The sequence below is a fragment of the Caballeronia ptereochthonis genome, assembly GCF_001545075.1.
Classification (GTDB): Bacteria; Pseudomonadota; Gammaproteobacteria; order Burkholderiales; family Burkholderiaceae; genus Caballeronia; species Caballeronia ptereochthonis.
The window spans coordinates 105456-129675 of record NZ_FCOB02000013.1; the positions used below are offsets into that span (position 1 = coordinate 105456).

A 24220-nucleotide genomic window follows, 5' to 3' on the forward strand; every position below is an offset into this window, starting at 1 on the left:
AATTCATGAAACGGGGCGATCCTTCGCCCCGGTTAGTCATTTTTGCGCAAACTTTGGGACGCGAGCGCTCTCGCGCACCGCGTTGGCGCATATCCGGCGACGAGCGCCGTCAAGCTTCGGAACCGATACCAAGGCTAAACACCAATGCTGTAGTTCCTCCTTAAAGAGTAGTCTCCGCAGGTATCTCACATACCCAGCGATCTACCGATTCTTCTATCCGGAGGAGACATAGATGGACCTTGAAGCTCGCACCATGAAGCGCGTGATGGTTCGCCTCGTGCCGTTCCTGATCTTGTGTTACTTCATTGCGTATCTGGACCGCGTCAACGTCGGCTTTGCAGCTTTGCAAATGAACAAGGCGCTCGGCTTTACCGCGAGCATGTTCGGTTTCGGCGCCGGCATTTTCTTCATTGCCTATTTCTTTTTCGAAGTCCCGTCCAATCTGCTGCTCGAACGCTTCGGGGCGCGGCGCTGGATCGCGCGCATCATGCTCACGTGGGGCATTCTCGCCGCGGCGATGGCCTACATTCCGCATATCGCGCAGGCGACGGGTCTTTCCAACGCATACGTGTTCTATGGCTTGCGGATCTTGCTTGGCGTTGCGGAAGCGGGCTTCTTTCCCGGCATCATCTTTCTGCTGACGTTGTGGTTTCCTGCGAAATATCGCGGGCGCGTCGTCGGTTATTTCATGGCGGCGATTCCGCTGTCGACCGTGATCGGCGGGCCTGTTTCCGGAGCGCTTCTGCAGATGGACGGTCTGGGCGGCATGGCGGGATGGCAATGGCTCTATCTGATCGAAGCATTGCCTGCGCTGTTGCTCTCGTTCGTCGTGTACTTCTATCTGACCGACAGGCCCTCCGATGCCCACTGGCTCTCCGATGAAGAACGCGACTGGCTCGTCAAGCGTCAAGCCCACGAGCGCGCGCATCGTGAAGCGGTGCATTCGTTCAGCGTGAAAGAAGCGCTCTTCAATCCGCGCGTGCTGGCCATCGCATTGATCTATTTCGGCGCGAACGCGACCAACTATGGCCTGAGCTTTTTCCTGCCGCAGATCGTCAAGGCATTTGGCCTCACCAATGTGCAGACGGGTTTCGTCACGTCGCTGCCATATGTGGTTGGCGTGGTCAGCATGGTGCTGTGGGGCCGGCATTCGGATCGCAAGCTCGAGCGCCGCTGGCATGTGGCCATTGCGCTGATGGTCGCGGCGGGTGGCATTGCGGCATCGGCGGGACTGGACAATCCGGTCTTGAAGATGATGGCGCTGTCGATCGCGGGCTTCGGCATCTTCGGCTGCCTGCCCGTGATCTGGACATTGCCGGCGTCGTTCCTGTCAGGCGCCGCGGCTGCAGGCGGCATTGCCGCAATCAATTCGCTCGGGAATCTGGCGGGCTTCTTCGGTCCTTATGCGATGGGCTGGATCAAGGACAGCACGGGCGGCTTCGGCGCGGGCTTGCTGTGTCTTGCCGGCGCCGGCATGGTCGGCGTGGCGGCCGTGTTGCTGCTGCATCATGATTCCGCGCTGGAGACGATTTCCGGCGCGCACGACATCGAGGACGGCGAGCCTAACATGGCTCGTTGAGACCTTCGTGAAGATGCGAGGGACCGCGAGCAGGTCGCGGTCCCTCGCGCATTCGTTCGGCGAAGCATCACGCCGACGAAGCCTGCGCCCTGCGCAACCTCTCGCGGCTATTGATCAAATGCAGGCGCATCGCCGTGCGCGCCGAATCCGGATCGCCACGTTCGATGGCATCCGCGATCTGCTCATGCTCGCGATTCACGCGCATCAGATACTCCGCATATCGATCGCGCGGAATCGGCGTGGCGGTGATGCGCGTGCGCGGAATCATCCGCGTTCCCAGATGCTCCATGATCTCGACGAAGTAACGATTGCCGGTCGCATGCGCGATCTCCATGTGAAACCGCAAATCCGGGGATACCGTATCGGCCGCCTCGTCTATGCTCTGCGCGAAATCGGCGAGCGCGGAGCGCATCGTCGCGAGGCGCTCGGCATCGCGGCGCATGGCCGCGAGTCCCGCACACTCGGTCTCCAGACTGATGCGCAATTCGAGGATGGCCAGGGCATCGATGGAGCCGGCGACATCGGCGGGATCGAGTTGCAGGAGCGTCGACGCGCCTGCCTCGCACACGAACGTGCCGATGCCATGGCGCGTTTCCACGAGTCCGGCCGCCTGCAGGCGCGATAGCGCTTCGCGCACGACGGTGCGGCTCACGCCGAAGCGCTGCACCATCTCCGCCTCCGTCGCGAGACGGCTGCCGACCTTCAGGTCCCTCGATTCGATTTGCGCGCGCAACGCATCCACGAGCCGCGCAGTGAGGCTGCGGCGCATTCCGGGGGAAGCGATGGAGGCATCTGTGGAAGAGGCGAGGAGCGGATCCGCATGAATGTCGGGCGATAGCGTCACGGCGTTTTCGTTGGAATGGGTTTTACATACATTGACAAATCGGTCGGTAAATGATGATATGCGTCATGCAGTGATATGACAACGTACAAGAAGAGACGCGCAGGGTAATTCCCTAGCCGAATCTCGGAGGGCCGGCGGAGCGCTGACGCGCCGACTCCGGCCTACAGGAGACACGACTCGATGGAACAACAAAACGGCACGCCGTCTTCCGACGGCGTCGCGCAATTCGATCGCTTGCTGCTGACTGGCGCCGCAGGGGGAATCGGTCGGGCGATCCGGCATCGCGTCGCCGAATTCGCGCACCATGTGCGCGTCTCGGACTTGCCCGGCGTCTTGCCGGACGACGCGGCGCCTCATGAAGAAATCGTTCCCTGCGATCTGGCCGACCGCCGGGCCGTCGATGCGCTCGCCCAGGATTGCGACGCGATCATTCATCTTGGCGGGGTATCGGTCGAGCGTCCGTTCGAGGAGATTCTCGAGGCCAACATCAAGGGCGTGTTCAATCTCTATGAAGCGGCGCGTCGCCGGGGCGTGAAGCGCATCGTGTTCGCGAGCTCGAACCACGTCACGGGCTTCTATCGGCAGGACGAACGAATCGACGCCACAGCGCGCAAGCGTCCCGATGGCTACTATGGCCTGTCCAAATCGTTCGGCGAGGACATGGCGCAGCTCTATTTCGACCGTTACGGCATCGAGACCGTGAGCATCCGCATCGGCTCGGTGTTTCCGGAGCCGAAGGACCGCCGCATGATGGCGAGCTGGATGAGCTACGACGATTTCCACGACCTTTTGCGCCGCAGCCTCTTTACGCCCGGCGTCGGGCACACGATCGTCTTCGGCATGTCCGCGAACGCGCACACCTGGTGGGACAACCGCTGCGCCGCGCATCTCGGATTCGTGCCGCATGACTCGTCCGAGCAATTCCGCGAAAGGATCGAAGCGACGCCGCCGCCCGCGCCTACCGATCCGGTGACCGTGCTGCAAGGCGGCACCTTCACGGCGATCGGCCCGTTCGACCCGGTTTAATGCATGCAACATGCAATATCACTCCCTTTGTAGTATGTCGTCATACATCAAGCGCAACATTGGATCGTCGCCGGAGGGCCGATCGCGACGCGTAAAGCGCCCACTATCACAGGGACATTTGCCGCCATGTTTTCTCTAGATTTCTCACCGCTGCTGCCGTACTGGCCGACGTTCCTGCTGGGCGCCTGGCTCACGCTCAAGATGACCTGCGTCGCCGTGTTCTTCGGCCTGATCCTCGGCATGCTCGTCGCGTTCGCCAAGCGCGCGAAAGTGCCGGTGCTCACGCGCATCTGCATCCTCTATATCGAGGCGGTTCGCAACACGCCGTTCCTCGTGCAGATCTTCCTGCTGTACTTCGGCCTGGCGAGCATTGGCTTGCGCATGCCGACCTTCGCGGCCGCCGCGCTCGCGATGACGATCAACATCGGCGCGTATGCGGCGGAGATCATTCGCGCTGGTCTGGAATCGGTGCCACGCGGACAGATCGAAGCGGCGGAATGTCTCGGGCTTTCGAAGTGGCGCATCGGCTGGCATGTGATGCTGCAGCCGTCGATCGAGAAGGTGTATCCGGCGTTGACGAGCCAGTTTCTGCTGATGATGCAGGCCTCGGCGATCGCATCGCAGATCTCGGCGGAAGAGCTCACGGCGGTCGCCAACACCGTGCAATCCGACACGTTCCGCTCGCTCGAAACGTACATTGTGGTCGCGGCGCTGTATCTCGCGCTGTCGCTGATCATCAAGCTCATCGCATGGGCGGTGGGCGAGCATCTCTTCAAGCGCCGCCGTGCGATTCGACTGGCCGCCAAACGCGCGGGCAAGACGCCGCCCGATCCGCAGCGTATCGATACGGTCATTCCCGGAGGTGCGGCATGAGCGGCGGATTCACGGCTTCGCACCTTGTCTATTTGGTGCAATCGATCGGCTGGACGCTGGTGCTTTCCGCGCTCGCGTTCGTACTGGGGGGAATAGGCGGCTTTGGCGTGATGCTCGCGCGCATTTCGCCGCGTCCGTGGCTTTCGCGCACGGCGCTCGTCTATATCGAAGCAATTCAGGGCATCCCGCTGCTGATCCTGTTGTTCATCGTGTATTTCGGCCTGTCCGTGTACGGCTACCAGGTGCCCGCGCTCGTCGCCGCCGGCCTCGCGCTGATGGTCTATTCGAGCGCCTATCTCGGCGATATCTGGCGCGGGTGCATCGAGGCGATGCCCAAGCCGCAATGGGAAGCGTCGGAGTGTCTGTCGCTGTCGCGCTGGCAGACCTTGCGCCTCGTGATCATCCCGCAGGCGATGCGCCTCGCCCTGCCGCCTACCGTCGGCTTTCTCGTGCAGCTCATCAAGATGACGTCGCTCGCTTCGGTGATCGGCTTCATCGAACTGACGCGCGCGGGCCAGATCATCAACAACTCGATCTTCCAGCCGTTCCTCATCTTCGGACTGGTCGGCGCTTTCTATTTCGCCCTGTGCTATCCGCTTTCGCGCTGGAGTCAATCGATGGAGAACAAGCTCAATGTCAGCAATCGTTAAGGTCGGCGATATTCACAAGAGCTTCGGCTCCAATCATGTTCTCAAGGGCGTGTCCTTCGAGGTCAACAAGGGCGAGATGATCGCCGTGATCGGCGCGAGCGGTTCGGGCAAGAGCACGGCACTGCGTTGCATCGATCGTCTGGAGACGATCGACAAGGGGCAGATAGAAGTGTGCGGCATTCGCGTCGACGATCCGACAGTCGATCTGCATCTGTTGCGCCGCGAAGTCGGCATCGTGTTCCAGAGCTACAACCTCTTTCCGCATCTGACCGTGGAGGAGAACATCATGCTCGCGCTGCGTCACGTGAAGAAGCTTTCGCGCGACGAGGCGCGGCGCATCGCGACGAACGTGCTTGAACAGGTCGGTCTCGGGCAGAAGGCCGCTGCGTATCCGGAGCAGCTTTCGGGCGGACAGCAGCAGCGCGTCGCGATTGCGCGTTCGCTCGCGATGTCGCCGAAGGTGATGCTGTTCGACGAGGTGACTTCGGCGCTCGATCCGCAACTGACGGGCGAAGTGCTGCGCGTGATGGAGGACCTCGCGGCGGACGGCATGACGATGCTGCTCGTCACGCACGAGATGGCGTTCGCCAAGCGCGTGGCGGATCGCATCATCTACATGCATCAGGGCAAGGTGTGGGAAGTCGGCGACGGCAGCATGCTCGACGCGCCCCGCACGCCGGAACTGCGCGCATTTCTCGATAACGGTCTGTGAGCGCGCGATAGATCCGCATCATTCAACGCAACATCGAAACGACGGAGACACAACTTGAAAGCGAAGAAACTCATTGCACGCGCCGCCGTGGCGACCCTGATGCTGGCAGGCGCGATGCACAGCGCAATGGCCGATCAGCTCGACGACATCAAGAAGGCGGGCGTCGTGCGCGTCGCCATCGCGATGGGCACGCCGCTCTTCAGCTATGCGGACGAGAACCTGAAGCCCGCGGGCTCGGATGTCGATACCGCGGCCGCGCTGGCGAAAGACCTCGGCGTGAAGCTCGAGCTCGTGCAGATCACCAATGCGGCGCGCATTCCTACGCTGCAGGCGAAGCGCGCGGACCTCGTGATCGCCGACCTGTCGATCACGCCGGAGCGCGCGAAGGTCGTCGATTTCTCGGTGCCTTATGCGGTCATCACGATCATCGTCGGCGGCGTGAAGTCCATCAAGGTGAAGGATTACGCGGACCTCGACGGCAAGACCATCGGCCTCACGCGCGCGACGGTGAACGATACGCTCACGACGCAACAGGCGAAGGGCGCGCAGATCCAGCGCTATGAAGACGACGCGACGCTCATCACGTCGATGGTGACCGGCCAGATCGACGTCTTTTCGAGCACGCCGTCGAACCTGCAGGAGATGCAGCATCGCGCGCCGCAACGAAACATCGAGCTGAAGTTCGAGCAGAAGAACTTCGACCTCGGCATCGCCATGAACAAGGAGCAGCCGCGCCTGAAGGAATGGGTCAACAACTGGGTCAGCACGAACATGAAGAACGGCAACCTGAACGCGATCTACAAGAAGTACCACGGCCGTGATCTGCCGGACAACGTGCGCAAGAGCTGAGTAGTAGCAGGATGTGTGACGGAGGGGAACCGTGCGGCTCCCGTCCGTCAGTGCTGCGTGCGCCTGGGTTCCGATCAGAATGTGCCTCGATTTGGCGAATTGTTTCAGTTGCCGCGGATGCATATTGCTATCATCTGCGGCCAACGTGTTTCCGCCTGTATGCCATGAGCAAGATCGATATCGTATGTGTCACTTATCGGCACGGACCGAAACTCGAGACGTTTCTAAACTGCATGTTGTCGCAAACGTCTCTGAACTTTCGCCTCACGATCATTCATGACGCCCCGACGCGCAGTTCGATGAAATCGGTCGTGCTTACGGAAGCCGGCAGCCCGGGCTGATGCGTTTTATCTCCACGGAAGCGCGTCACAACGACTTCGGACACACCTTGCGCGATATTGGCATTGGTATGGCGGAACATGAGTGGCTCTTGCTCACCAATGGCGATAACTACTACTGCCCGGTATTCGTCGAGACCATGCTCGGCGCCGCGTCTCAAAGCGATTGTGAGCTCGTCCTGTGCGACATGATTCATAGCCACGTCAATCCCGGCGGCAGGCCGCAAGCTTCCTATTGCCATTTCGAAACGTTGCCGAAACATGAATCGATCGATATCGGTTGTTTCATCGTCAGGACGGAGTTGGCGAAGCGCGTCGGTTTTCGTGACAAGACACACGATGGTGACGCGTCATATTTCGAGGACCTGGTTGCGACGAACGGCGTGAAGCAATTCCGCAAAGTGAGTCAGGTGCTTTTCGTCCATAACTGATCCGCGATGTCATTCTCCCACCGAACCGCTGCAGAATCCGCCTGGCCCCGTGCCGTGAGGCTTTGGCGGGGTTTAGGACAAACTGCGCGTCTCCGGCATACACTGCCTCTGCGTTTTGCATCGTGCATTCATTGAGCCGCCGCACTTGCACCGTGCGTTACACGTCTGCACGAATCCGCCGTCTTTCGGAATCTCTTTTTTCCTTACGGAATCCATCATGGCCAAGAACACGATCTCCGACTACCTCGCGAAGACGCTCGCGGCAGCGGGCGTCGAACGTATCTGGGGCGTCACGGGTGACAGCCTCAACGGACTCGCATTCAGCCTCGATCGAGTGGGCTCGATCCGCTGGATGCACACGCGTCACGAGGAGGCCGCGGCCTTTGCCGCCGGGGCGGATGCCGCCGCGACAGGCAAGCTCGCCGTTTGCGCGGGCAGTTGCGGGCCGGGCAATCTGCACCTGATCAACGGCCTCTATGATTGCCATCGCAATCATCAGCCGGTGCTCGCCATCGCCGCGCATATCCCGTCCACCGAGATCGGTCTCGACTACTTCCAGGAAACGCATCCTCAGCAACTGTTCAAGGAGTGCAGCCATTTCGTCGAGCTGGTGTCGAATGCTTCGCAGTTTCCTCGCGTGCTGGAGCGTGCGATGCGCGCGGCGGTCGATCAGCGCGGCGTCGCGGTGATCGTGCTGCCCGGCGATGTCGCATTGAGCGAGGGGCCGGACATCGAGCCGCGCTGGACCGCGAGCGCGCCCGGCGCGATCGTGCCGCCCGATGCCGAGCTCGACAGGCTCGCGAGCCTTCTGAACGGCTGCGAGGCGGTGACGATCATGTGCGGCAGCGGCGTCGCCGGCTCGCACGACGAAGTGGTGGCGCTCGCCGATACCCTCGGCGCGCCCGTCGTGCATGCGCTGCGCGGCAAGCAGTTCATCGAATACGACAATCCGTTCGATGTCGGCATGACCGGTCTCATCGGCTTCAGCTCGGGCTATCACGCGATGATGAACTGCGACACGCTGCTCCTGCTCGGCTGCGATTTTCCATATCGCCCGTTCTATCCGCCGCAGGCGAAGATCGTGCAGATCGACTGGCGCGGCGCGCAACTCGGACGCCGTGCGCCGCTGGAGATGGGCCTCGTCGGCACGATCAAGGAGACGCTGGCGGCGCTCCTGCCGAAGCTGCAGCGCAAGAACGAACGGCGCTTCCTCGAGAACGCGCTGAAGCACTATGCCAGCGCGCGCAAGGACCTCGACCATCTCGCGACGCCGTCCGCGCCGGGCCGGCCGATTCATCCGCAATACCTGACGAAGCTCGTCGACGAAATCGCCGCGGACGATGCGATCTTCACGGTGGACGTGGGCACGCCGACGCTCTGGGCCGCTCGTTATCTGACGATGAACGGCAAGCGCCAGCTGCACGGCTCGTTCAATCACGGCTCGATGGCCAACGCGATGCCACAGGCGCTCGGCGCGCAGGCGGCGCGTCCGCAACGGCAAGTGGTGTCGCTGTCGGGCGATGGCGGCCTGTCGATGCTGCTCGGCGATCTTCTGAGCGCGGTGCAGCTCGACCTGCCGATCAAGGTCGTCGTGTACAACAACAGCCTGCTCGGCTTCGTGTCGATGGAGCTCAAAGCAGCAGGCTATGTCGACACGAACGTCGACCTGAGCAAGACCGACTTCTCGCAGATCGCCAAGGGCGCGGGAATCTGGTCGGTGCGCGTCGAGGAGTCGGAGCAACTGGAGAACGCGCTGCGCGAGGCGTTCGCGCACAAGGGGCCCGCGGTCGTCGATGTCGTCACGTCGAAGCACGAGCTGTCGATGCCGCCGACCATCGAACTGTCGCAAGCGAAGGGCTTCAGTCTCTACATGCTGCGCGCGATTCTGAGCGGTCGCGGCGACGAGATCATCGAATTGGCCCGCACGAACCTGCGTTAAGCAGGCAAGCGCGGCCCTTCGCGGGCCGCGCTGCCCCTGCTCGCTTGCACCGAACGGCGCCGCACGCAGTGCAATCGCCGTCCTGCCGCCTTCATCGCTGAACGTCACGACATTCTCTATGTCGAGCGGGCACAGCTCGCTGAACGGTGCGCGTGCGATTCCGCAACGCTCGTTTTGAGAACGGCAAGGTCGGGTTTGCGCGGCACGCGAGCGCGAGATCAAGCCGGCGCGCTCCAGCACCTTGAGATGCTTGGAGATCGACGGCTGCGTCATGTTGGGAATGTATATGGCGAGACGTCCGGGCCAAGTGCGCCGTCCGGCGACCTGCCTTATCCTCATGGATCGACATTCAAGGAACGAGTCATGAGCGAAACGAATCAGCAATCCAGGGACGCATTGCCGCTCGATCATGTGTTCGACTTCGAAGGACAATCCGTGCGCTACGGCGTGATCGGCGCGGGCGCGCCGCTCGTGATGGTGCATGGCACGCCGTTTTCGTCGCAGGTCTGGCGGCGCATCGCGCCGATCGCGGCGCGCTGGCGGCGCGTGCATTACTTCGATCTGCTGGGCTACGGTGCATCGGACATGCGCGCGGGACAGGACGTGTCGCTCGGCGTGCAGAACCGCTTGCTCGCGGCGCTGCTGAAGCACTGGAGCCGCGACTGGAACGGCGCCGCGCCCGATGTGCTCGCGCACGACTTCGGCGGCGCCACATCGCTGAGAGCGGCATTGCTCGATGGCTGCGCCTATCGTTCGCTGATGCTGGTCGATCCGGTCGCGGTCGCCCCCTGGGGCTCGCCCTTCGTGCGTCATGTGCGGCAGCATGAAGCCGCGTTCGCGGGCGTGCCGCCTTATATGCATCAGGCGATGCTCGATGCATATTTGCAAGGCGCCGCGCACGGGCCCTTGTCGGACGGGGCGCTGCGCATCTACACGCGGCCGTGGACGGGGGAGAGCGGTCAGGCCGCGTTCTATCGGCAGATTGCCCAGATGGATCAGCGATACACCGACGAGGTTCAGTCGCGTTACGGCGAACTGAAGTGTCCCGTTTCGATCCTGTGGGGCGAGGAAGACGAGTGGATACCAGTCGAGCGTGGCGTGGAACTGGCGTCGCTGATTCCGGGCGCGCGCTTCACGCGCGTGCCCGGTTCAGGACATCTGATGCAGGAAGATGCGCCCGAGGCGATCGTGGGCGAATTGCTCGCGTTCCTGCGCGTGACGGAATAGCGCGCGATCAGAAGAAGCGGTAAATCACGCCGGCCCCGACTTCTTCTTCGCGCTCTCGGCCCGGAATGCGGCCTCTCCTGCATCGGACACCGCGACCCATTTCTTGTCCGGCGGCGCGTTTGCAACGTAGCTATCGTGCCAGTTCCACCACTTGTACGTCGGCGTCTGCGGATAGCCTTCGGGCGAGTCCTCCCAGAGCTCCTGCCGGCCGAGCGGCGTGATGTCGAGGTAGTTCCAGGTGCTTCCCATCTGCTCGTCACCACGATTGTTGATGAAGTAGGTGCGAAACACGCGGTCGCCGTCGCGGAAGAACACGTTCGTGCCGTGCCATTCGTCCACGCCGAAGTCGGCATCGAATCGGTCCGTGATGGTGAACCAAGGGATGTCCCAGCCCATGCGTTCCTTGAGTCGCGCGATGTCCTGCTGAGGCGCACGCGAGACGAAGACCAGCGTGGTGTCGCGTGCGTTCAGATGCGCGAGATGCGCGACCTGATCCGCCACCATGGAGCAGCCCCGGCACGCATGCTCGGGCCAGCCGAACACGCCCGGTTCGTAGAACGCGCGGTAGACGATCAGCTGCCGCCGCCCGTCGAAGAGATCGAGCAGGGTGACCTTGCCCGCCGGGCCCTCGAACATGTAATCGGCCTTGACGGCCATCCACGGCATCCGGCGGCGCTCGGCGGCCAGCGCGTCGCGGGCGCGGGTATGAGCCTTCTCCTTCACGAGCAACCGCTCGCGCGCCGCCTCCCATTCTTCGGGCGGCACGACCGGCGGCGTGCGCATCGTGGTCGGTGGGGTGTTCTTTCCATTCTCGTCTGATGTAGTCATGGCTTGTGCAACCTCCTGAGTGGGGCAAATTTGCGCGCATCGTGACCGAAGCGCGATTCCATTCGCTGCTCTTGTTCGTCGTTTGCCTTGAGACAGTCTGGACCCGGAACCCGGAACGATGGGAGTAACAAGTGTGGCGGTATTTCGCTCGAGCCGCTGGCGAGCCGCGGTTCATGAAGCGTGCGTGTTTCCGGACGACGCCGAACTCACGTCGCCGACGTCCAGCAGCCCGCTGCACGCGGTCATCGTGCGCCAGTACGTGACGAAGCGTCCGGCGAACATGCCCGCGACGGCGCCGGACACGGCGGCATCGATCAACACGTAGGTCGTGAGCAGCGCTGCGTTGGTCTCGGTCGCCATCTGGAAGCCGAGCCAGAATTTGGCGACGAACGTGAGGGCGATCAGCAGCAGGGGCACCACGGACCCTGGCAGCATGACGGTGCGAGCAACCGGGTCGACGATGAAACGGGTTCGGTTCGCGGTGAAGACGCCGCCCGCGATGCCCCCGCACAGCCCGACGATCCATGCCGACGCGGCGGTCCAGCCCGCGAGCGGCTCGGAGACCAGATGCGCGATTCCCATGCCCGCGAAAATCACCGGAACGATGGCGAGCTTCGAAAGCGGCGACGTGCTGCCCTGCAACGCGGTGAACCCGCGATAGGCCAGGAAGACGAGCAGCAAGCCGACCCAGGTTGGCGTGCCCTGAATGATTGCGACTGGCGACATGACGGTCTCCTTCGAATTGGAAGTTTCGCGCGCATCATGACGCCCCACTATTAGCCGCGAATGAGCCGGCCGGCCCGGCCTGCGACGCGCAAATTAAGCGATTCCCGAATTCCGCCCGCGCGCCGGGTAAAATGCGGCGCCTGCCCGACATCGAGCCGCATCGCGCGCGACCCGCGCGTCGCGGCATCCCGGGCCGGCCTCCGCCCCACGAAGGCAATCATTCGTTCCGTTTGCGCACGGTCGTTCATTCCGTGCGCAGTCGCATGCGGCGCCACGCCAATCGCCGAGGCGCCGCGAAGCCGCTTTTCGAATCCGCCGCCGCGCGCACGATCGCCCGCGCGCCACGGTTTCGCCTGAGAAACACGACACGCCACGACATTCGAGGATTGCCTTTCATGCTTGCCCGCATCACCCGCCTTTTCCCGCTCTGGGCCGTGCTGGTTTCCATCGCCGCCTACTGCTCTCCCGCTTCCGTGACGGGCATCGCGCCGCACGTCACCACGCTTCTGACGATCATCATGCTGTCGATGGGCGTGACGCTCTCCCTCGACGATTTCAGGCGCGTGTTCACGCGTCCCGCGCCGGTCATCGCGGGAATCGTTCTGCATTACCTCGTGATGCCGCTCGCCGCATGGGCGATCGCGAAGGCCCTGCGCATGCCGCCGGACCTGACGGCGGGCATGGTGCTGGTGGGCAGCGTCGCGAGCGGCACGGCGTCGAACGTGATGATCTATCTCGCACGCGGCGACGTCGCACTGTCGGTCACGATCAGCGCGCTGTCGACGCTCGTCGGCGTGTTCGCGACGCCGCTGCTCACGCGCCTGTACGTCGATGCGTCGATCGCGGTCGATGTGCACGGCATGCTGATGAGCATCGTGCAGATCGTGGCGCTGCCGATCGTCGTCGGGCTCGTCGTGAATCATCTGTTCGGCAAGGCCGTGCGCAGGATCGAATGGGCATTGCCGCTCGTGTCGATGGTGTCGATCCTGCTGATCATCGCCGCCGTGGTCGGCGGGACGCAGAAGAGCATCGCTTCGGTGGGGCTCGTCGTCGCGTTGGGCGTGGTGCTGCACAATGGCATCGGTCTGCTTGGCGGTTATTGGGGCGGGCGTCTGCTCGGCTTCGATGAGGCCGTCTGCCGCACGCTTGCGATCGAAGTCGGCATGCAGAATTCGGGGCTCGCGGCGACGCTCGGCAAGCTGTACTTCACGCCGATCGCGGCGCTGCCGGGGGCGTTGTTCTCCGTGTGGCACAACCTGTCGGGATCGATGCTCGCGGGGTATTGGGCGGGACGGCCCGCGAAAGGGTCGACGCGCGATGCCGATGCGCAAGGGGTCGTTGCCCGGCAAGGGTGAGTGACCACAGCTGCCGGGTCAAAGAGAAAGGCGTGTCCGTTGCGGGCGCGCCTTTTTTTCGACCGTGCGCGGCGTGGTCAACCCTGCTTCCCGCTCAGTCCGAGCAAGTCTCGAATCACTTCTTCCGTCTGCGCATACCGCCCTTCGCCGAAGTGGCTGTACACGACCTTGCCGTTCTGATCGATCAGATAGAGCGCGGGCCAATATTGATTGCCGTATGCATTCCACGTCGCGTACTGATTGTCCTGCGCCACCGGATACTCGATTCCATACCGCTTGATCGCCTGCTTCAGATTGCCGGTATCGCGCTCGAACGTGTATTCGGGCGTATGCACGCCGACCACGACGAGCCCCTTGTCGCGATAGCGTGCATACCAGTCCTTCACGTGGGGCAGCGTATGCGCGCAGTTGATGCAGTCGAACGTCCAGAAGTCGACGAGCACGACCTTTCCGCGCAACTGCTCGAGGTGCAATGGCGCGCTGTTGATCCACGTATCGATGCCGGCGAAGTCCGGCGCCTGCATGGCGACCTGCTGCGTCGTTTTCAGGCCGGATGAATTGCTCGTCGAGGCAAAAGCGGCAAGCGCCGCGACGGCGCCGAATGCAGCGGCCATGGCTGCGGCGACGGCAGCGACCTTGAGACGATCGAACATGACGGATGCTCCTTTCGAGTGAGTGTTCGATCGTATTGAAACGTGCGGATGTATCGGGCGCGTGTCCCGGCATCGGTCGTTGTGCATCGCTTTGTATCGACGCGCCGTCCGGATACATGGCGATACCAATCGCGCCGTTTGTATTGCCGTGTATCCGGTACCGCGACCGATACATGGCGTTGCACGACACGCCGGTTCTGAAATTCCCCCGATACATGAGAACGCTGAAATACGGCATATGGCCTGACGTGCCGATGTCCCGGCGTTCGACGCCGGTTTGTCCCACCGCTTTCACCGGTTACCGATCTCATGTCATTCATCGTCATCGCATTTCTCGGCGGCGTGTTCACCGTCCTGAGTCCCTGCATCCTGCCGGTCGTGCCGTTCGTGTTCGCGCGCTCGGACCGGCCCTTCCTCACGGATCGTCTGCCGCTCTTCGCCGGGCTCGCGGGCACGTTCGCGCTCGTGACCGGCATCGGCGCGGCCGGTCTCGCGGGCGCGGCGCAACTGAGCCAGTACGGCCGCTGGATCGCGCTCGCCATGCTCGCGCTGTTCGGCGCGGCGCTGCTGTTTCCGTCGATCGCCGCGCGGCTCACGCTACCGCTGTCGGGACTGGCGGACCGCATCACCGCGCGCTCGCAGTCCTATGGCACGACGCGCCGCATCGCCTCGTCGATGCTGCTCGGCGCGGCGACCGGTCTCCTGTGGGCGCCGTGCGCGGGCCCGATCCTCGGCGTGATCCTCACGGGCGCGGCCTTGCATGGCGCGAACTGGCAAACGGCCGCGGCGCTCGCCGCCTATGCCGTGGGCGCCGTGAGTTCGCTCGCGGTGGCGACCGGCCTCGGCAAGCGCGCGTTCGATGCGCTCAAGCGTTCGCTCGGCTTCGGGGAGCATCTGCGTCGCGCGATGGGCGCGCTCGTGCTGCTGTCGGTGGCGGCGATTGCAACGGGATTCGACACGCGCCTGCTCGCGCACGTGCCTGGCGCGCCGACGAACGGCATCGAGGGCTGGCTCGTCGATGTGGCGAAAACGAAGCAGGCATCGCATGAAGAACGGCAGGGCGCGCGCGTCGTGCGCGTGTCGATGCCGGTCGCGCTGCCCGTTCAGGGCCGTCTGCCGTCGCTCGACGGCGCGACGGCCTGGCTCAACTCTGCGCCGCTCTCCGCCGACGCGTTGCGCGGCAAGGTCGTCGTGGTCAATTTCTGGACGTACTCGTGCATCAACTGCCTGCGCACCTTGCCGTATCTCAAGACGTGGGCTCAGCGCTATGGCAACGACGGACTCGTCGTGGTCGGCGTGCACACGCCGGAGTTCGGTTTCGAGCGCGACACCGGCAACGTGAAGCGTGCGCTGGAGAACCTGACGATTCGCTATCCCGTGGCGATCGACAACGACTACGGCATCTGGCGCGCGTTCGGCAATCAATACTGGCCGGCGTTCTATATCGTCGATGCGCAGGGGCGTGTGCGCTATCACCACTTCGGTGAAGGCGGGTATCGCGAGGCGGAGGATGCGATCCGCCAGTTGCTCGCCGAGAACGGCAAGCCGATGATGTCCGCCGATGCGCAGCCGGTGCAGGGCAGCGGCGCGCAGGCAGCGGCCGATACGGCGGATATCGGATCGGACGAGACGTATGTCGGTTACAGACAGGCGCAAGGCTTTGCATCGCCGCAGCGCGTAAAGCCCGATGCCGCGGAAAACTACACGCTGCCCGCGCAACTGCCGCTCAACCAATGGGCGCTCGATGGAAAGTGGAATGTCGGCGGGGAAGCGGCCGTGCCGGCTGCGTCGCGGGCGCACATCGCGTATCACTTTCATGCGCGCGATCTGCATCTCGTGCTCGGACCCACGACCGATGGCAAGCCGGTGCGGTTTCGCATCACGATCGATGGCAAGCCGCCGGGCGCGTCGCACGGCGCCGATGTCGCCGCCGATGGCAGCGGCATCGTGACGAACGCGCGGCTGTATCAACTGGTGCGTCAGAACGATGCAGTCGACGACCGCACGTTTCAGATCGAGTTTCTCGATCCTGGCGCGCAGGTGTACAGCTTCACTTTTGGCTGACCCGATCTGATTCGCTTGCTGACTTTCTGCAGCCTGCGCCGCGCCATTTTTGCGCGGCGGGCGCGCAGGCGAACGGCGCGGTGATGCTCGCGCTCGTGAAGCTCCGCGACACCGTCATGGGCACGTCGCTCGATGCGGGCGGGCATCTCACGCACGGGGCGCGTCCGGCGCTTCCGGGCAAGTGGCGATCTCGAGAGCAACGATTATCGTCTGCTCGTCGCGCAGGCCGAAGCGGGCGAGGGCACGCTGCTCGGCCGGCATCATCTCGTGCACCGTCAGGTCGAGCAGAGGAAGCTCGTCAGGCCCGTCGACGATGCGTTCGTCTTTCACGACCGTCATCACTATCTGATCACGCATCGCAACGCGAAATCGTGGCCTGAGTATCTTCAGTTCCGGCGATGGCTCGATGAAGAAATCGGCACGATGATGCAGGGATGGCCGTCGGCGCGGGCGAAGATCGCGCAATGAGCGGGGGTGCGTTTGCAGACTGCCTGGCGGGTTGTCGCGGAGGACGCGAAGAACCGCTGTCACGAGGGCAGCGGTCCTTTCATATGCCAGACGGCAAATAAGGGAACCGAACTTCCGCTTATTCGCGGCGGCTGGTCATCTTCAACTGCTTTTATTGGCCGGAAACCGGTGACTTTACGCTAGGGGTCGCCAGCGTGTTGTTGCTCGTCGTGGGAGCGCTGGTGCCAGACGTCGAATTGCTGTTGGTGCTGCTCGGCAGGCCCGAGTTCGGAGCCCTGGCGGACATGCCGCTGTCCGAGTGGGTGGCGCTTGGGCTGCCATAGCCGCCCGTTGCACCGTTCACCTGGTTTGCCGGGCTAGCCGTGCTGCCTGCGGAACCGCTGCCGCTCGAGCCTCCGGCGGCCTGTGCATAGGCGCCGCCCGACAGCGTGACTGCGGCGACGGCCGCGATTAACGTGCTGATTGCTTTGCTCATGACTCGTGCCCCCTTTATCGGACTGGAACAAGAACGCAGACGTTCGTCGCCTGCTTAATACAAGTGGCGCAATTATCGTGCCGCGCGCAGAACGATTTCCTGAAGCAGTCGCGTCAATGGTCGAAGCGGTGTGCGGTTCGCCAACCAGCGCGCCTTGGGAGAGGCCACCACGCTTCGCTTCGTGAAATTTCGCTTCATGATGGTCGTGATAGAGTCGAGCATCATTCATCATCGCGTAGCCTTGCGTCGCCACGCATTGAACCTGGACTTGCGGATTCGACAGACCATCAACAGGGCGTGGGCGGCGTCGCCGGGGCGCAAAGTGTGGACATGCAGATTCCAGCGATCGTTCCGGCGCAAACCGCTCTGGTGGTCATGCATTATCAGACTGACATCCTGAAGTTATTTCCATCGGTCGCGCCGACCTTGCTCGCCAATACGCGCAGGCTGTGTGATGCGGCGCGGGCCAAGGGCATCAGCGTCTATTTCGCCAAGATCCACTTTAGCCCGGGCTATCCGGAAGTCAGTCCGTTGAACAGGAACGGGCAGGGAATCAAACGGCTTGGTCTTTTCGTCGACGACCAGATCGCGCCGGAACTCGGCCAGCAGGCCACTGAACCGCTCATCATCGCGCATCGGGCCAGCGTGTTCTTTGGTACTGGACTGCAGGCGCGGCTTGCCGGGCAGGGTATCGATACACTGCTCATGGCGGGTATTGCATCGACCGGTGTCGTGCTGTCGTCGGTTGCGTATGCGAGCGATGCGGACTTCCGCTTGTTCACTGTCAAGGATTGCTGCTACGCCCCGGACCCGGTCGTGCACGATCATCTTTTTTCGACCGCGTTCGACTCGCGCACAACGGTGCTCTCGCTCGCTGATGCCTTGTCGTTGCTTGCCTGGCATTCGCCGGCGGCGAGATCGTGACGATCGACGGCGGGATGACGCTCGGAAAATAGCTCGCCGTTTCATCCGGCAAAGGGCCTGCAACCCGCAACCCGCAACCCGCAACCGGCTCACGCGGGCGGGGTTCCCGCATCGCGCCGCCGCGCCAGAAAGCGGTCGAGCTGCGCGGCGAAATTCTTGTTGTCACGCGGACTATACGGCGACGGCCCGCCCGTGGCGACTCCCGTGCTGCGCAACTGATCCATCATCGAGCGGATCGTCAGGCGCTCTTCGATATTTTCCGCGCTGAACCATTCACCGCGCGGATCGAGAGCATGCGCGCCCTTTGCAAGCACGGCGGCTGCGAGCGGAATGTCGGCGGTGACGATCAGATCTCCCGGCCGGGTCATCTCGACGATGCGCGAATCCGCGACATCGAAGCCCGAAGGTACCTGGATCGCGCGAATATAAGGCGACGGCGGCGTGCGCAGAAACTGGTTCGCAACGAGCGTCACGCATACCTTCACGCGCGGTCCCGCGCGAAAGAGGATGTCCTTGACGACGCTCGGGCAGGCGTCCGCATCGACCAGAATCTGCATGGGTCAGTGATCCGTCAAATAGGTCGGATGGCTCGTGCGGATCTCGTCGATCTGACTGAGCGTGCCCGACAGATGCTTGCGCAGCGCCGCCTCCGCGGCATCGGCGTCGCCTTTCTCGATGGCATCGACGATCTCGGTGTGATCGCGCACCACGGCCATTGTCTTGCCTTCCACCGGAAGATGCAGACGGCGCAGCCGGTCGATGTGCCCGCTCAGCCGGCGCACCAGATCCCATAGCTGCGGCACGCCCGCGGCTTCGTACATCTGCCGGTGAAAAGCGTGGTCGAGCAGCGCGAACTGCTCGACGTCCTTCGGATCGAGCAGCTCCATCTGCTCGGCGATGGTGGCGCGCAACCGCGCGATGAGCGCGGCGCTGTGCCGCTGCGCCAGCGTGCGCACGACTTCCAGTTCGATCGAGCGGCGCAGGAAGTGCGCCTGAAGCGCCGAGGCCACGCTGATCTGGCTGACGACCGTGGCGTGCTGCGGAAAGATGTCGACGAGTCCTTCCTCCCCGAGCTTCATCAGCGCGTCGCGCACCGGCGTCTGACTGAGACCGTAGCGGGTCGCGAGCTCGGTGCGCGACAGCACCGTGCCGGGCGCCAGTTCGAGCGACAGGATCATCTCGCGCAGCCTCTCGAAGACTTGCGGCGCGGCGTGGCGGGACCGGTCGAGGCGATGGACCGCGCGAGGGGAATCGACGTTTTTCATGTGAGGCGGAAGCGATAAGGCGGCGATGACTGAAACATTAATACTATAGCCCGTCGGAATGCCGGAGCCGCCGCGCATCGCGCCGGTGCTGACGCTAGTGGATTCCCTACTGACACACTAATATATTAGTGCTTTACCATTCGTCCATCCTCGCTACTACCCATTCGCAGGAACATCGACATGACCCGCCAGATCTCCATCTCCCAGGTGCGCATCACCCCCATCGCCTTTCGCGACGGTCCGCTTCTCAACGCCGCGGGCATCCACGAGCCGTGGGCACTGCGCGCCATCGTCGAAGTGGAGACGAGCGACGGGCGCGTCGGCATCTCCGAGACTTACGGCGACGAACCCATGCTGCGCGTGCTGGCGCAGGCCAGGGATCTCGTCATCGGTCTTTCGCCGTTCGACCTGAACCGGATGGAGGAGCGCGTGCGCGCCACGATCAGGGCGACGCCCGGCGCGGTCGAATTCGAGCTCGCGCCCGGCTCGCACACGGCGAAGAACGCGGCGAAGGCCATCAGCACCTTCGAAGTGGCGATGCTCGATCTGCAAGGGCAGATCGTCGGCGCGCCGATCGTCGATCTGCTCGGCGGCAAGGTCCGCGACGCCGTGCCGTACAGCGCCTATCTGTTCTTCAAGTACGCGGAGCATGTCGACAAGCCCTATGCGCCGGATGCATGGGGCGAGGGCATCAGCCCGGAGCAGATCGTGGCTCAGGCGCGCCGCATGATCGGCCTGTACGGCTTTCAGAGCATCAAGCTGAAGGGCGGCGTGTTCGAGCCGGCGCATGAAATCGCGTGCATGAAGGCGCTGGCGAAGGCGTTCCCCGGCGTGCCGCTGCGCCTCGATCCGAACGCGAACTGGACGCTCGAAACGAGCATCGAGGCCGCGCCCAAACTCGACGAGATCCTCGAGTATTACGAAGACCCGTGTCCGGGCCTCGAAGGGATGGCCGAACTGCAGAAGCATACGAAGCTGCCGCTCGCGACCAACATGGTCATCACGACCATGGACGATTTCCGCCGCGGCTGCGAGATGGGCTCGGTCAAGGTGCTGCTCTCGGACCACCACTACTGGGGCGGCCTGCGCGCGACGCAGACGCTCGCGCGCATGTGCAGGCTGTGGGACCTGGGCATGTCGATGCATTCGAACTCGCACCTGGGCATCAGCCTGATGGCGATGACGCACGTCGCGGCGAGCATCCCCAATCTCACTTACGCCTGCGACACGCATTACCCGTGGCAGGAAGAGGAGGTCGTGAAGGGCGGCCGCGTCGTGTTCGACAACGGCGCGGTGCGCGTGCCGACGACGCCGGGTCTCGGCGTCGAGCTCGATCGCGAGAAGCTTGCGGAGCTGCACCAGCAATATCTGTCGTGCGGCGTGCGCAATCGCGACGACCTCTCGCAGATGCGCAAGTATCAGCCGGATTTCAGCGGCAGGAATCCGCGCTTCTGATCCGCACAGACGTCGAAGACGCGTTCGCAGCGCCCATCCAGGAGACAACTTCATGAGCAGTTCCAGCGCGCTGTCGAGCGCCGTTCGCAAGATCAAGTGGCACGTGCTGCCGCTTTTCGTCGTGATGTTCATCGTCAACTACATCGACCGGGTGAACATCGGATTCGTGCGTCAGCATCTGAGCGCGGATCTCGGCATCGGCGCGGCGGCTTACGGGCTCGGCGCGGGCTTGTTCTTCGTGAGCTACGCGGTGTTCGAAGTGCCGTCGAACATGCTGATGCAGCGCTTCGGCGCGAAGGCGTGGCTCACGCGCATCATGGTCACGTGGGGGCTGGCCGCCGTCGGCATGGCGTTCGTGCAGGGCGAGACCTCGTTCTATGCGATGCGCCTCCTGCTCGGCGCGGCCGAGGCGGGATTCTTCCCCGGCGTCGTCTTCTACTTCACGCAGTGGCTGCCGCGCGGCGAACGCGGCAAGGCGATGGCGGTCTTCCTCAGCGGCTCGGCGCTCGCGTCCGTGTTCTCCGGGCCGATCTCGGGCGGGCTGTTGCTGATCGAAGGCGCGGGCCTGCATGGCTGGCAGTGGATGTTCATCATCGAGGGCATGGCGTCGGTGGTGCTGGCGGGCTTCGTGTGGTTCTGGCTCGATTCGAAGCCGCGCGACGCGAAATGGCTTACGCGCGAGCAGCAGGACGCGCTCGTCGCCGAGATCGAGGCGGAACAGCGTCAGCGCGATGCGGCGCACACCGTGAAGCCGTCCGCGTGGAGTCTGCTGCGCGATCCGCTGATCGTGATCTTCTGCCTGATCTACTTCTCGGTGTCGCTCACCATCTACGGCGCGACGTTCTGGCTGCCGAGCATCATCCGCAAGATGGGGCATCTGAACGACTTCCAGGTCGGGCTGTTCAACTCGATTCCCTGGCTGATCTCCATCGTCGCGATGTACCTGTTCGCCGCGCTCGCCGCGCGCTTCAAGTTCCAGCAGGCGTGGGTCGCGTGCGTGCTGCTGATCGCGGCGGTCGGCATGTACGCCGCCGGTCTGGGCAGCCCGGTGTTCTCGTTCATCGCCATCTGCTTCGCGGCGATCGGGTTCAAGGCCGCCTCGTCGCTCTTCTGGCCGATCCCGCAGGGCTATCTCGATGCGCGCATCGCGGCGCCGGTGCTCGCGCTGATCAATTCGATCGGCAATCTCGGCGGCTTTGTCGCGCCCGCGGCCTTCGGCTTCCTCGAGCAGAAGACAGGCTCGATCCAGGGCGGCCTCACGGGGCTTGCGCTGATGTCGGTGGTGGCCGCCGCGATCGTCTTCTTCGCGCGCATGACGCCTCGGGCAGGGCGCTCCGCGCTCGAACTTCAACCGGGCGCGCCGAAATAGGACGTGAAAGCAGCCCTGATTAGCTAAGGCCAAAGCCTTCGTTGGACGGGCGCGGCGCGCGTATTAGCATGAATCGCATCGGGCGATGTTGCCCGCACGCATTTCTCCGGAAATCCTCATGCGATACAAGGGATACGACGTCGCGCCTTCCGCGCACGCAATGCCAAGCGGCCTGTATGCCGCGAACCTCACCATCGAAAGCGGCGCCTCGCCGCGCGGCGCATCGTTCACGTTCGACGCGCTCGACTATTTCTTCGAAGCCGATCACGCCATTGCGTATGCCGCGCGCTGGGCGCGGCTGTGGATCGATCAGCGCGGCAAGCGGGCAGGGCGACGGCGCGAGTGACGTCGCCCTGACGACGTCAGCAATCCGACCATCCCGCGCGCCCATCCCCGCCACATAAATCCCTCCCTTCATAAGCTCTTTCGAAACGCAATGCTTTGCATATGCGTATCGATTGGTTCTCTTGCGTGCGACACCGTTTTATCGTGAGCGACGCGGCAGCATGACGCCGCACCTCTCATTCGAACGACACCACACAAGGAACGGCATCACATGGCAGGCTTCAGTCGGCGGGAATTTCTGGTTTCATCGAGCGCGGCAATCGCGTCGGCAAGCCTGTCCTCATTGGCGTTCGCTCAGGACGAGGCCGCGGCGCCGAAGCGCGGCGGCACGCTCAACATGCTGATCAATCCCGAACCGCCGGATCTCGTCTCCATTTTCCAGACGACCGGACCGGCGCTCGTCGCCAGCTCGAAGGTGCTGGAAGGCCTGCTCGCCTATGACTTCGACCTGAAGCCGAAGCCGCAGCTCGCGACCGCGTGGAACGTGAGCCCGGACGGCCTCAAGTACACGTTCACGCTGCGTCAGAACGTCAAATGGCACGACGGCCAGCCGTTCACGTCGGCGGATGTCGCGTTCTCGATCGATCTGCTGAAATCGATTCACCCGCGCGGACGCAGCACGTTCGCCAACGTGGTGCGCGTGTCGACGCCGGATGCGCGCACCGCCGTCATCGAGCTGTCGAAGCCCGCGCCGTATCTGCTGAAGGCGCTGTCGGCGGGCGAATCGCCGATCGTGCCGAAGCATCTCCATGCGACGGGCGACCCGCTCGCGAACCCGCACAACAATGCGCCGATCGGCACCGGCCCGTTCCGCTTCAAGTCGTGGACGCGCGGCGCGAGCATCGTCTACGAGCGCAACCCGGACTACTGGGACGCGGGCAAGCCGTATATCGACTCGCTCGTCTTCAAGGTCATTCCCGATGCGGCCGCGCGTTCCGCCGCGTTCGAAACCGGCGCGCTCGATCTCGGCGGCGAGAACCCGGTGCCGCTTTCCGACTTGCCGCGTCTCACGCAATTGCCGCAACTCGCGGTGGAAACGCGCGGCTACCGCTTTCTCGAGCCGCTCTCGGAGATCGACTTCAATCTCGATCATCCGATCCTGAAGGACGTGCGCGTTCGCCAGGCGATCGCGCACGCGATCAATCCGCAAGTCGTGCAGCGCACGATCGCCTATGGCTATGCCGATCTTTCGCCGACGCCGATCACACCCGCGTCGCCGTATCACGATGCAAAGCTCGCGCCGTATGCGTTCGATGCCGCCAGCGCCGAAAAGCTGCTCGACGCCGCCGGCTATCCGCGCAAGAACGGCGGCCCGCGCTTTCAGCTGACGCACGATTTTCTGCCCTACGGCGACATGTACCGGCGCCAGGCGGACTACGTGAAGTCTGCGCTGGCGCGCGTGGGCATCGACGTCACCGTGCGCTCGCAGGATCTGCCGTCGTTCCTGAAGCGTGTCTACGCGGACCGGCAGTTCGACTTCACGAGCATCGGCGTGAATACGCTCTTCGATCCGAGCGTGGGCGTGCAGCGGCTTTACTGGTCGAAGAACATTCGTCCCGGCGTGCCGTTTTCCAACGCGCCGCATTACAGCAACGCGGAGGTCGACACGCTGCTCGAATCCGCGTCGATCGAAACCGACGAGACGAAGCGCGTCGCGCTGTATCGGCAGTTCCAGCAAATCGTCTATCGCGACCTGCCGATCCTGAATCTCGTCGCGCCGCGCATGGTCACGCTCGCGAACCGCCGCGTGCGCAACCATACGGTGTCGGCGCAAGGGCTCGAGGGCAATCTCGCCGACGTCTGGCTCGCCGCCTGAGGACCCACG

General features: G+C 63.5%; 23 protein-coding genes and 2 pseudogenes. 18 read left to right on the top strand and 7 right to left on the bottom strand.

The features are described from left to right. Positions 1-232: 232 nt before the first annotated feature. On the top strand, positions 233-1579 hold the full coding sequence (locus AWB83_RS15525; RefSeq protein ID WP_087046457.1) for an MFS transporter: 1347 nt from the start codon (positions 233-235) through the stop codon (positions 1577-1579). 67 nt (positions 1580-1646) lie between these two features. On the opposite strand, the gene AWB83_RS15530 is transcribed toward AWB83_RS15525, so the two are convergent. Further along, the gene (locus AWB83_RS15530; RefSeq protein ID WP_087046458.1) at positions 1647-2423 is read right to left on the bottom strand and encodes a FadR/GntR family transcriptional regulator; all 777 of its coding nucleotides are present in this window, start codon (positions 2421-2423) and stop codon (positions 1647-1649) included. A 180-nt stretch (positions 2424-2603) separates the two neighbouring features. Between AWB83_RS15530 and AWB83_RS15535 the strand changes: the two genes are divergently transcribed. The 8 genes from AWB83_RS15535 to AWB83_RS15575 all read left to right on the top strand — a co-directional run bounded on the left by AWB83_RS15535 (position 2604) and on the right by AWB83_RS15575 (position 10468). Further along, on the top strand, positions 2604-3449 hold the full coding sequence (locus AWB83_RS15535; RefSeq protein WP_087046459.1) for an NAD-dependent epimerase/dehydratase family protein: 846 nt from the start codon (positions 2604-2606) through the stop codon (positions 3447-3449). A gap of 126 nt (positions 3450-3575) precedes the next feature. Then, the gene (locus AWB83_RS15540) at positions 3576-4322 is read left to right on the top strand and encodes an amino acid ABC transporter permease (RefSeq protein ID WP_087046460.1); all 747 of its coding nucleotides are present in this window, start codon (positions 3576-3578) and stop codon (positions 4320-4322) included. Then, a complete protein-coding gene (locus tag AWB83_RS15545) occupies positions 4319-4972 on the top strand; it encodes an amino acid ABC transporter permease (RefSeq protein WP_087046461.1) in 654 nt (217 codons plus the stop codon). The genes AWB83_RS15540 and AWB83_RS15545 overlap by 4 nt, the downstream gene beginning before the upstream one ends. Next, complete coding sequence (locus AWB83_RS15550; protein ID WP_087046462.1) at positions 4956-5684, top strand: amino acid ABC transporter ATP-binding protein; 729 nt, start codon at positions 4956-4958, stop codon at positions 5682-5684. The genes AWB83_RS15545 and AWB83_RS15550 overlap by 17 nt, the downstream gene beginning before the upstream one ends. Before the next feature lie 54 nt (positions 5685-5738). After that, positions 5739-6533: a transporter substrate-binding domain-containing protein gene (locus AWB83_RS15555; RefSeq protein ID WP_087046463.1), complete on the top strand. Its 795-nt coding sequence runs from the start codon at positions 5739-5741 to the stop codon at positions 6531-6533. Between the two features lie 340 nt (positions 6534-6873). After that, positions 6874-7302 carry a glycosyltransferase family protein gene (locus tag AWB83_RS15560; RefSeq protein ID WP_087046464.1) on the top strand — a complete coding sequence of 143 codons (429 nt, stop codon included), beginning with the start codon at positions 6874-6876 and terminating at the stop codon, positions 7300-7302. A 217-nt stretch (positions 7303-7519) separates the two neighbouring features. Continuing rightward, positions 7520-9241 carry a ubiquinone-dependent pyruvate dehydrogenase gene (gene poxB / locus AWB83_RS15565; protein WP_087046465.1) on the top strand — a complete coding sequence of 574 codons (1722 nt, stop codon included), beginning with the start codon at positions 7520-7522 and terminating at the stop codon, positions 9239-9241. Between the two features lie 363 nt (positions 9242-9604). Beyond that, positions 9605-10468, top strand: coding sequence for an alpha/beta fold hydrolase (locus AWB83_RS15575; RefSeq protein WP_244197752.1), 864 nt, complete (start codon positions 9605-9607; stop codon positions 10466-10468). 24 nt (positions 10469-10492) lie between these two features. Here the strand turns inward: AWB83_RS15575 and AWB83_RS15580 are convergent, their stop codons facing one another. Both AWB83_RS15580 and AWB83_RS15585 read right to left on the bottom strand, forming a co-directional pair. Then, positions 10493-11296 carry a DUF899 domain-containing protein gene (locus tag AWB83_RS15580; protein ID WP_087046466.1) on the bottom strand — a complete coding sequence of 268 codons (804 nt, stop codon included), beginning with the start codon at positions 11294-11296 and terminating at the stop codon, positions 10493-10495. Between the two features lie 171 nt (positions 11297-11467). Then, complete coding sequence (locus AWB83_RS15585; RefSeq protein WP_087046534.1) at positions 11468-12022, bottom strand: DUF6622 family protein; 555 nt, start codon at positions 12020-12022, stop codon at positions 11468-11470. 395 nt (positions 12023-12417) lie between these two features. On the opposite strand from AWB83_RS15585, the gene panS reads away from it, so the two are divergent. Next, a complete protein-coding gene (panS, locus tag AWB83_RS15590; RefSeq protein WP_087046535.1) occupies positions 12418-13377 on the top strand; it encodes a ketopantoate/pantoate/pantothenate transporter PanS in 960 nt (319 codons plus the stop codon). Between the two features lie 77 nt (positions 13378-13454). Here panS and AWB83_RS15595 read toward each other — a convergent pair whose 3' ends face one another. Next, positions 13455-14030, bottom strand: a complete 576-nt coding sequence (locus tag AWB83_RS15595) for a thioredoxin family protein (protein WP_087046467.1) — start codon at positions 14028-14030, stop codon at positions 13455-13457. 309 nt (positions 14031-14339) lie between these two features. On the opposite strand from AWB83_RS15595, the gene AWB83_RS15605 reads away from it, so the two are divergent. The 3 genes and pseudogenes from AWB83_RS15605 to AWB83_RS15610 all read left to right on the top strand — a co-directional run. Then, entirely contained in the window at positions 14340-16094 is a 1755-nt protein-coding gene (locus AWB83_RS15605) for a cytochrome c biogenesis protein DipZ (protein WP_087046468.1), read from the top strand. Between the two features lie 56 nt (positions 16095-16150). Beyond that, positions 16151-16279 (top strand): annotated as a pseudogene (gene glyA, locus AWB83_RS35800) (serine hydroxymethyltransferase); the annotation flags it as partial. Between the two features lie 4 nt (positions 16280-16283). Beyond that, positions 16284-16562, top strand: a pseudogene (locus AWB83_RS15610) (LysR substrate-binding domain-containing protein); the annotation flags it as partial. Between the two features lie 151 nt (positions 16563-16713). Here AWB83_RS15610 and AWB83_RS15615 read toward each other — a convergent pair. Beyond that, positions 16714-17037 (bottom strand): hypothetical protein, encoded by a 324-nt coding sequence (locus AWB83_RS15615; protein ID WP_087046469.1) that lies wholly within the window; start codon positions 17035-17037, stop codon positions 16714-16716. 330 nt (positions 17038-17367) lie between these two features. Here AWB83_RS15615 and AWB83_RS15620 point away from each other — a divergent pair, with 330 nt between their 5' ends. Next, on the top strand, positions 17368-17961 hold the full coding sequence (locus AWB83_RS15620; protein WP_087046536.1) for a cysteine hydrolase family protein: 594 nt from the start codon (positions 17368-17370) through the stop codon (positions 17959-17961). An 89-nt stretch (positions 17962-18050) separates the two neighbouring features. On the opposite strand, the gene AWB83_RS15625 is transcribed toward AWB83_RS15620, so the two are convergent. Both AWB83_RS15625 and AWB83_RS15630 read right to left on the bottom strand, forming a co-directional pair. After that, the gene (locus tag AWB83_RS15625) at positions 18051-18518 is read right to left on the bottom strand and encodes a YaiI/YqxD family protein (protein ID WP_087046470.1); all 468 of its coding nucleotides are present in this window, start codon (positions 18516-18518) and stop codon (positions 18051-18053) included. 3 nt (positions 18519-18521) lie between these two features. After that, positions 18522-19226 (bottom strand): GntR family transcriptional regulator, encoded by a 705-nt coding sequence (locus AWB83_RS15630; protein WP_087046471.1) that lies wholly within the window; start codon positions 19224-19226, stop codon positions 18522-18524. A gap of 180 nt (positions 19227-19406) precedes the next feature. Between AWB83_RS15630 and AWB83_RS15635 the strand changes: the two genes are divergently transcribed. From AWB83_RS15635 to AWB83_RS15650, 4 genes are all read left to right on the top strand, one after another. Beyond that, on the top strand, positions 19407-20681 hold the full coding sequence (locus tag AWB83_RS15635; RefSeq protein WP_087046472.1) for a glucarate dehydratase family protein: 1275 nt from the start codon (positions 19407-19409) through the stop codon (positions 20679-20681). Positions 20682-20733: 52 nt separating this feature from the next. Continuing rightward, on the top strand, positions 20734-22050 hold the full coding sequence (locus AWB83_RS15640) for an MFS transporter (RefSeq protein ID WP_087046473.1): 1317 nt from the start codon (positions 20734-20736) through the stop codon (positions 22048-22050). 118 nt (positions 22051-22168) lie between these two features. Continuing rightward, complete coding sequence (locus AWB83_RS15645) at positions 22169-22396, top strand: hypothetical protein (RefSeq protein ID WP_087046537.1); 228 nt, start codon at positions 22169-22171, stop codon at positions 22394-22396. 210 nt (positions 22397-22606) lie between these two features. After that, entirely contained in the window at positions 22607-24211 is a 1605-nt protein-coding gene (locus AWB83_RS15650) for an ABC transporter substrate-binding protein (protein WP_087046474.1), read from the top strand. Positions 24212-24220 lie beyond the last annotated feature (9 nt).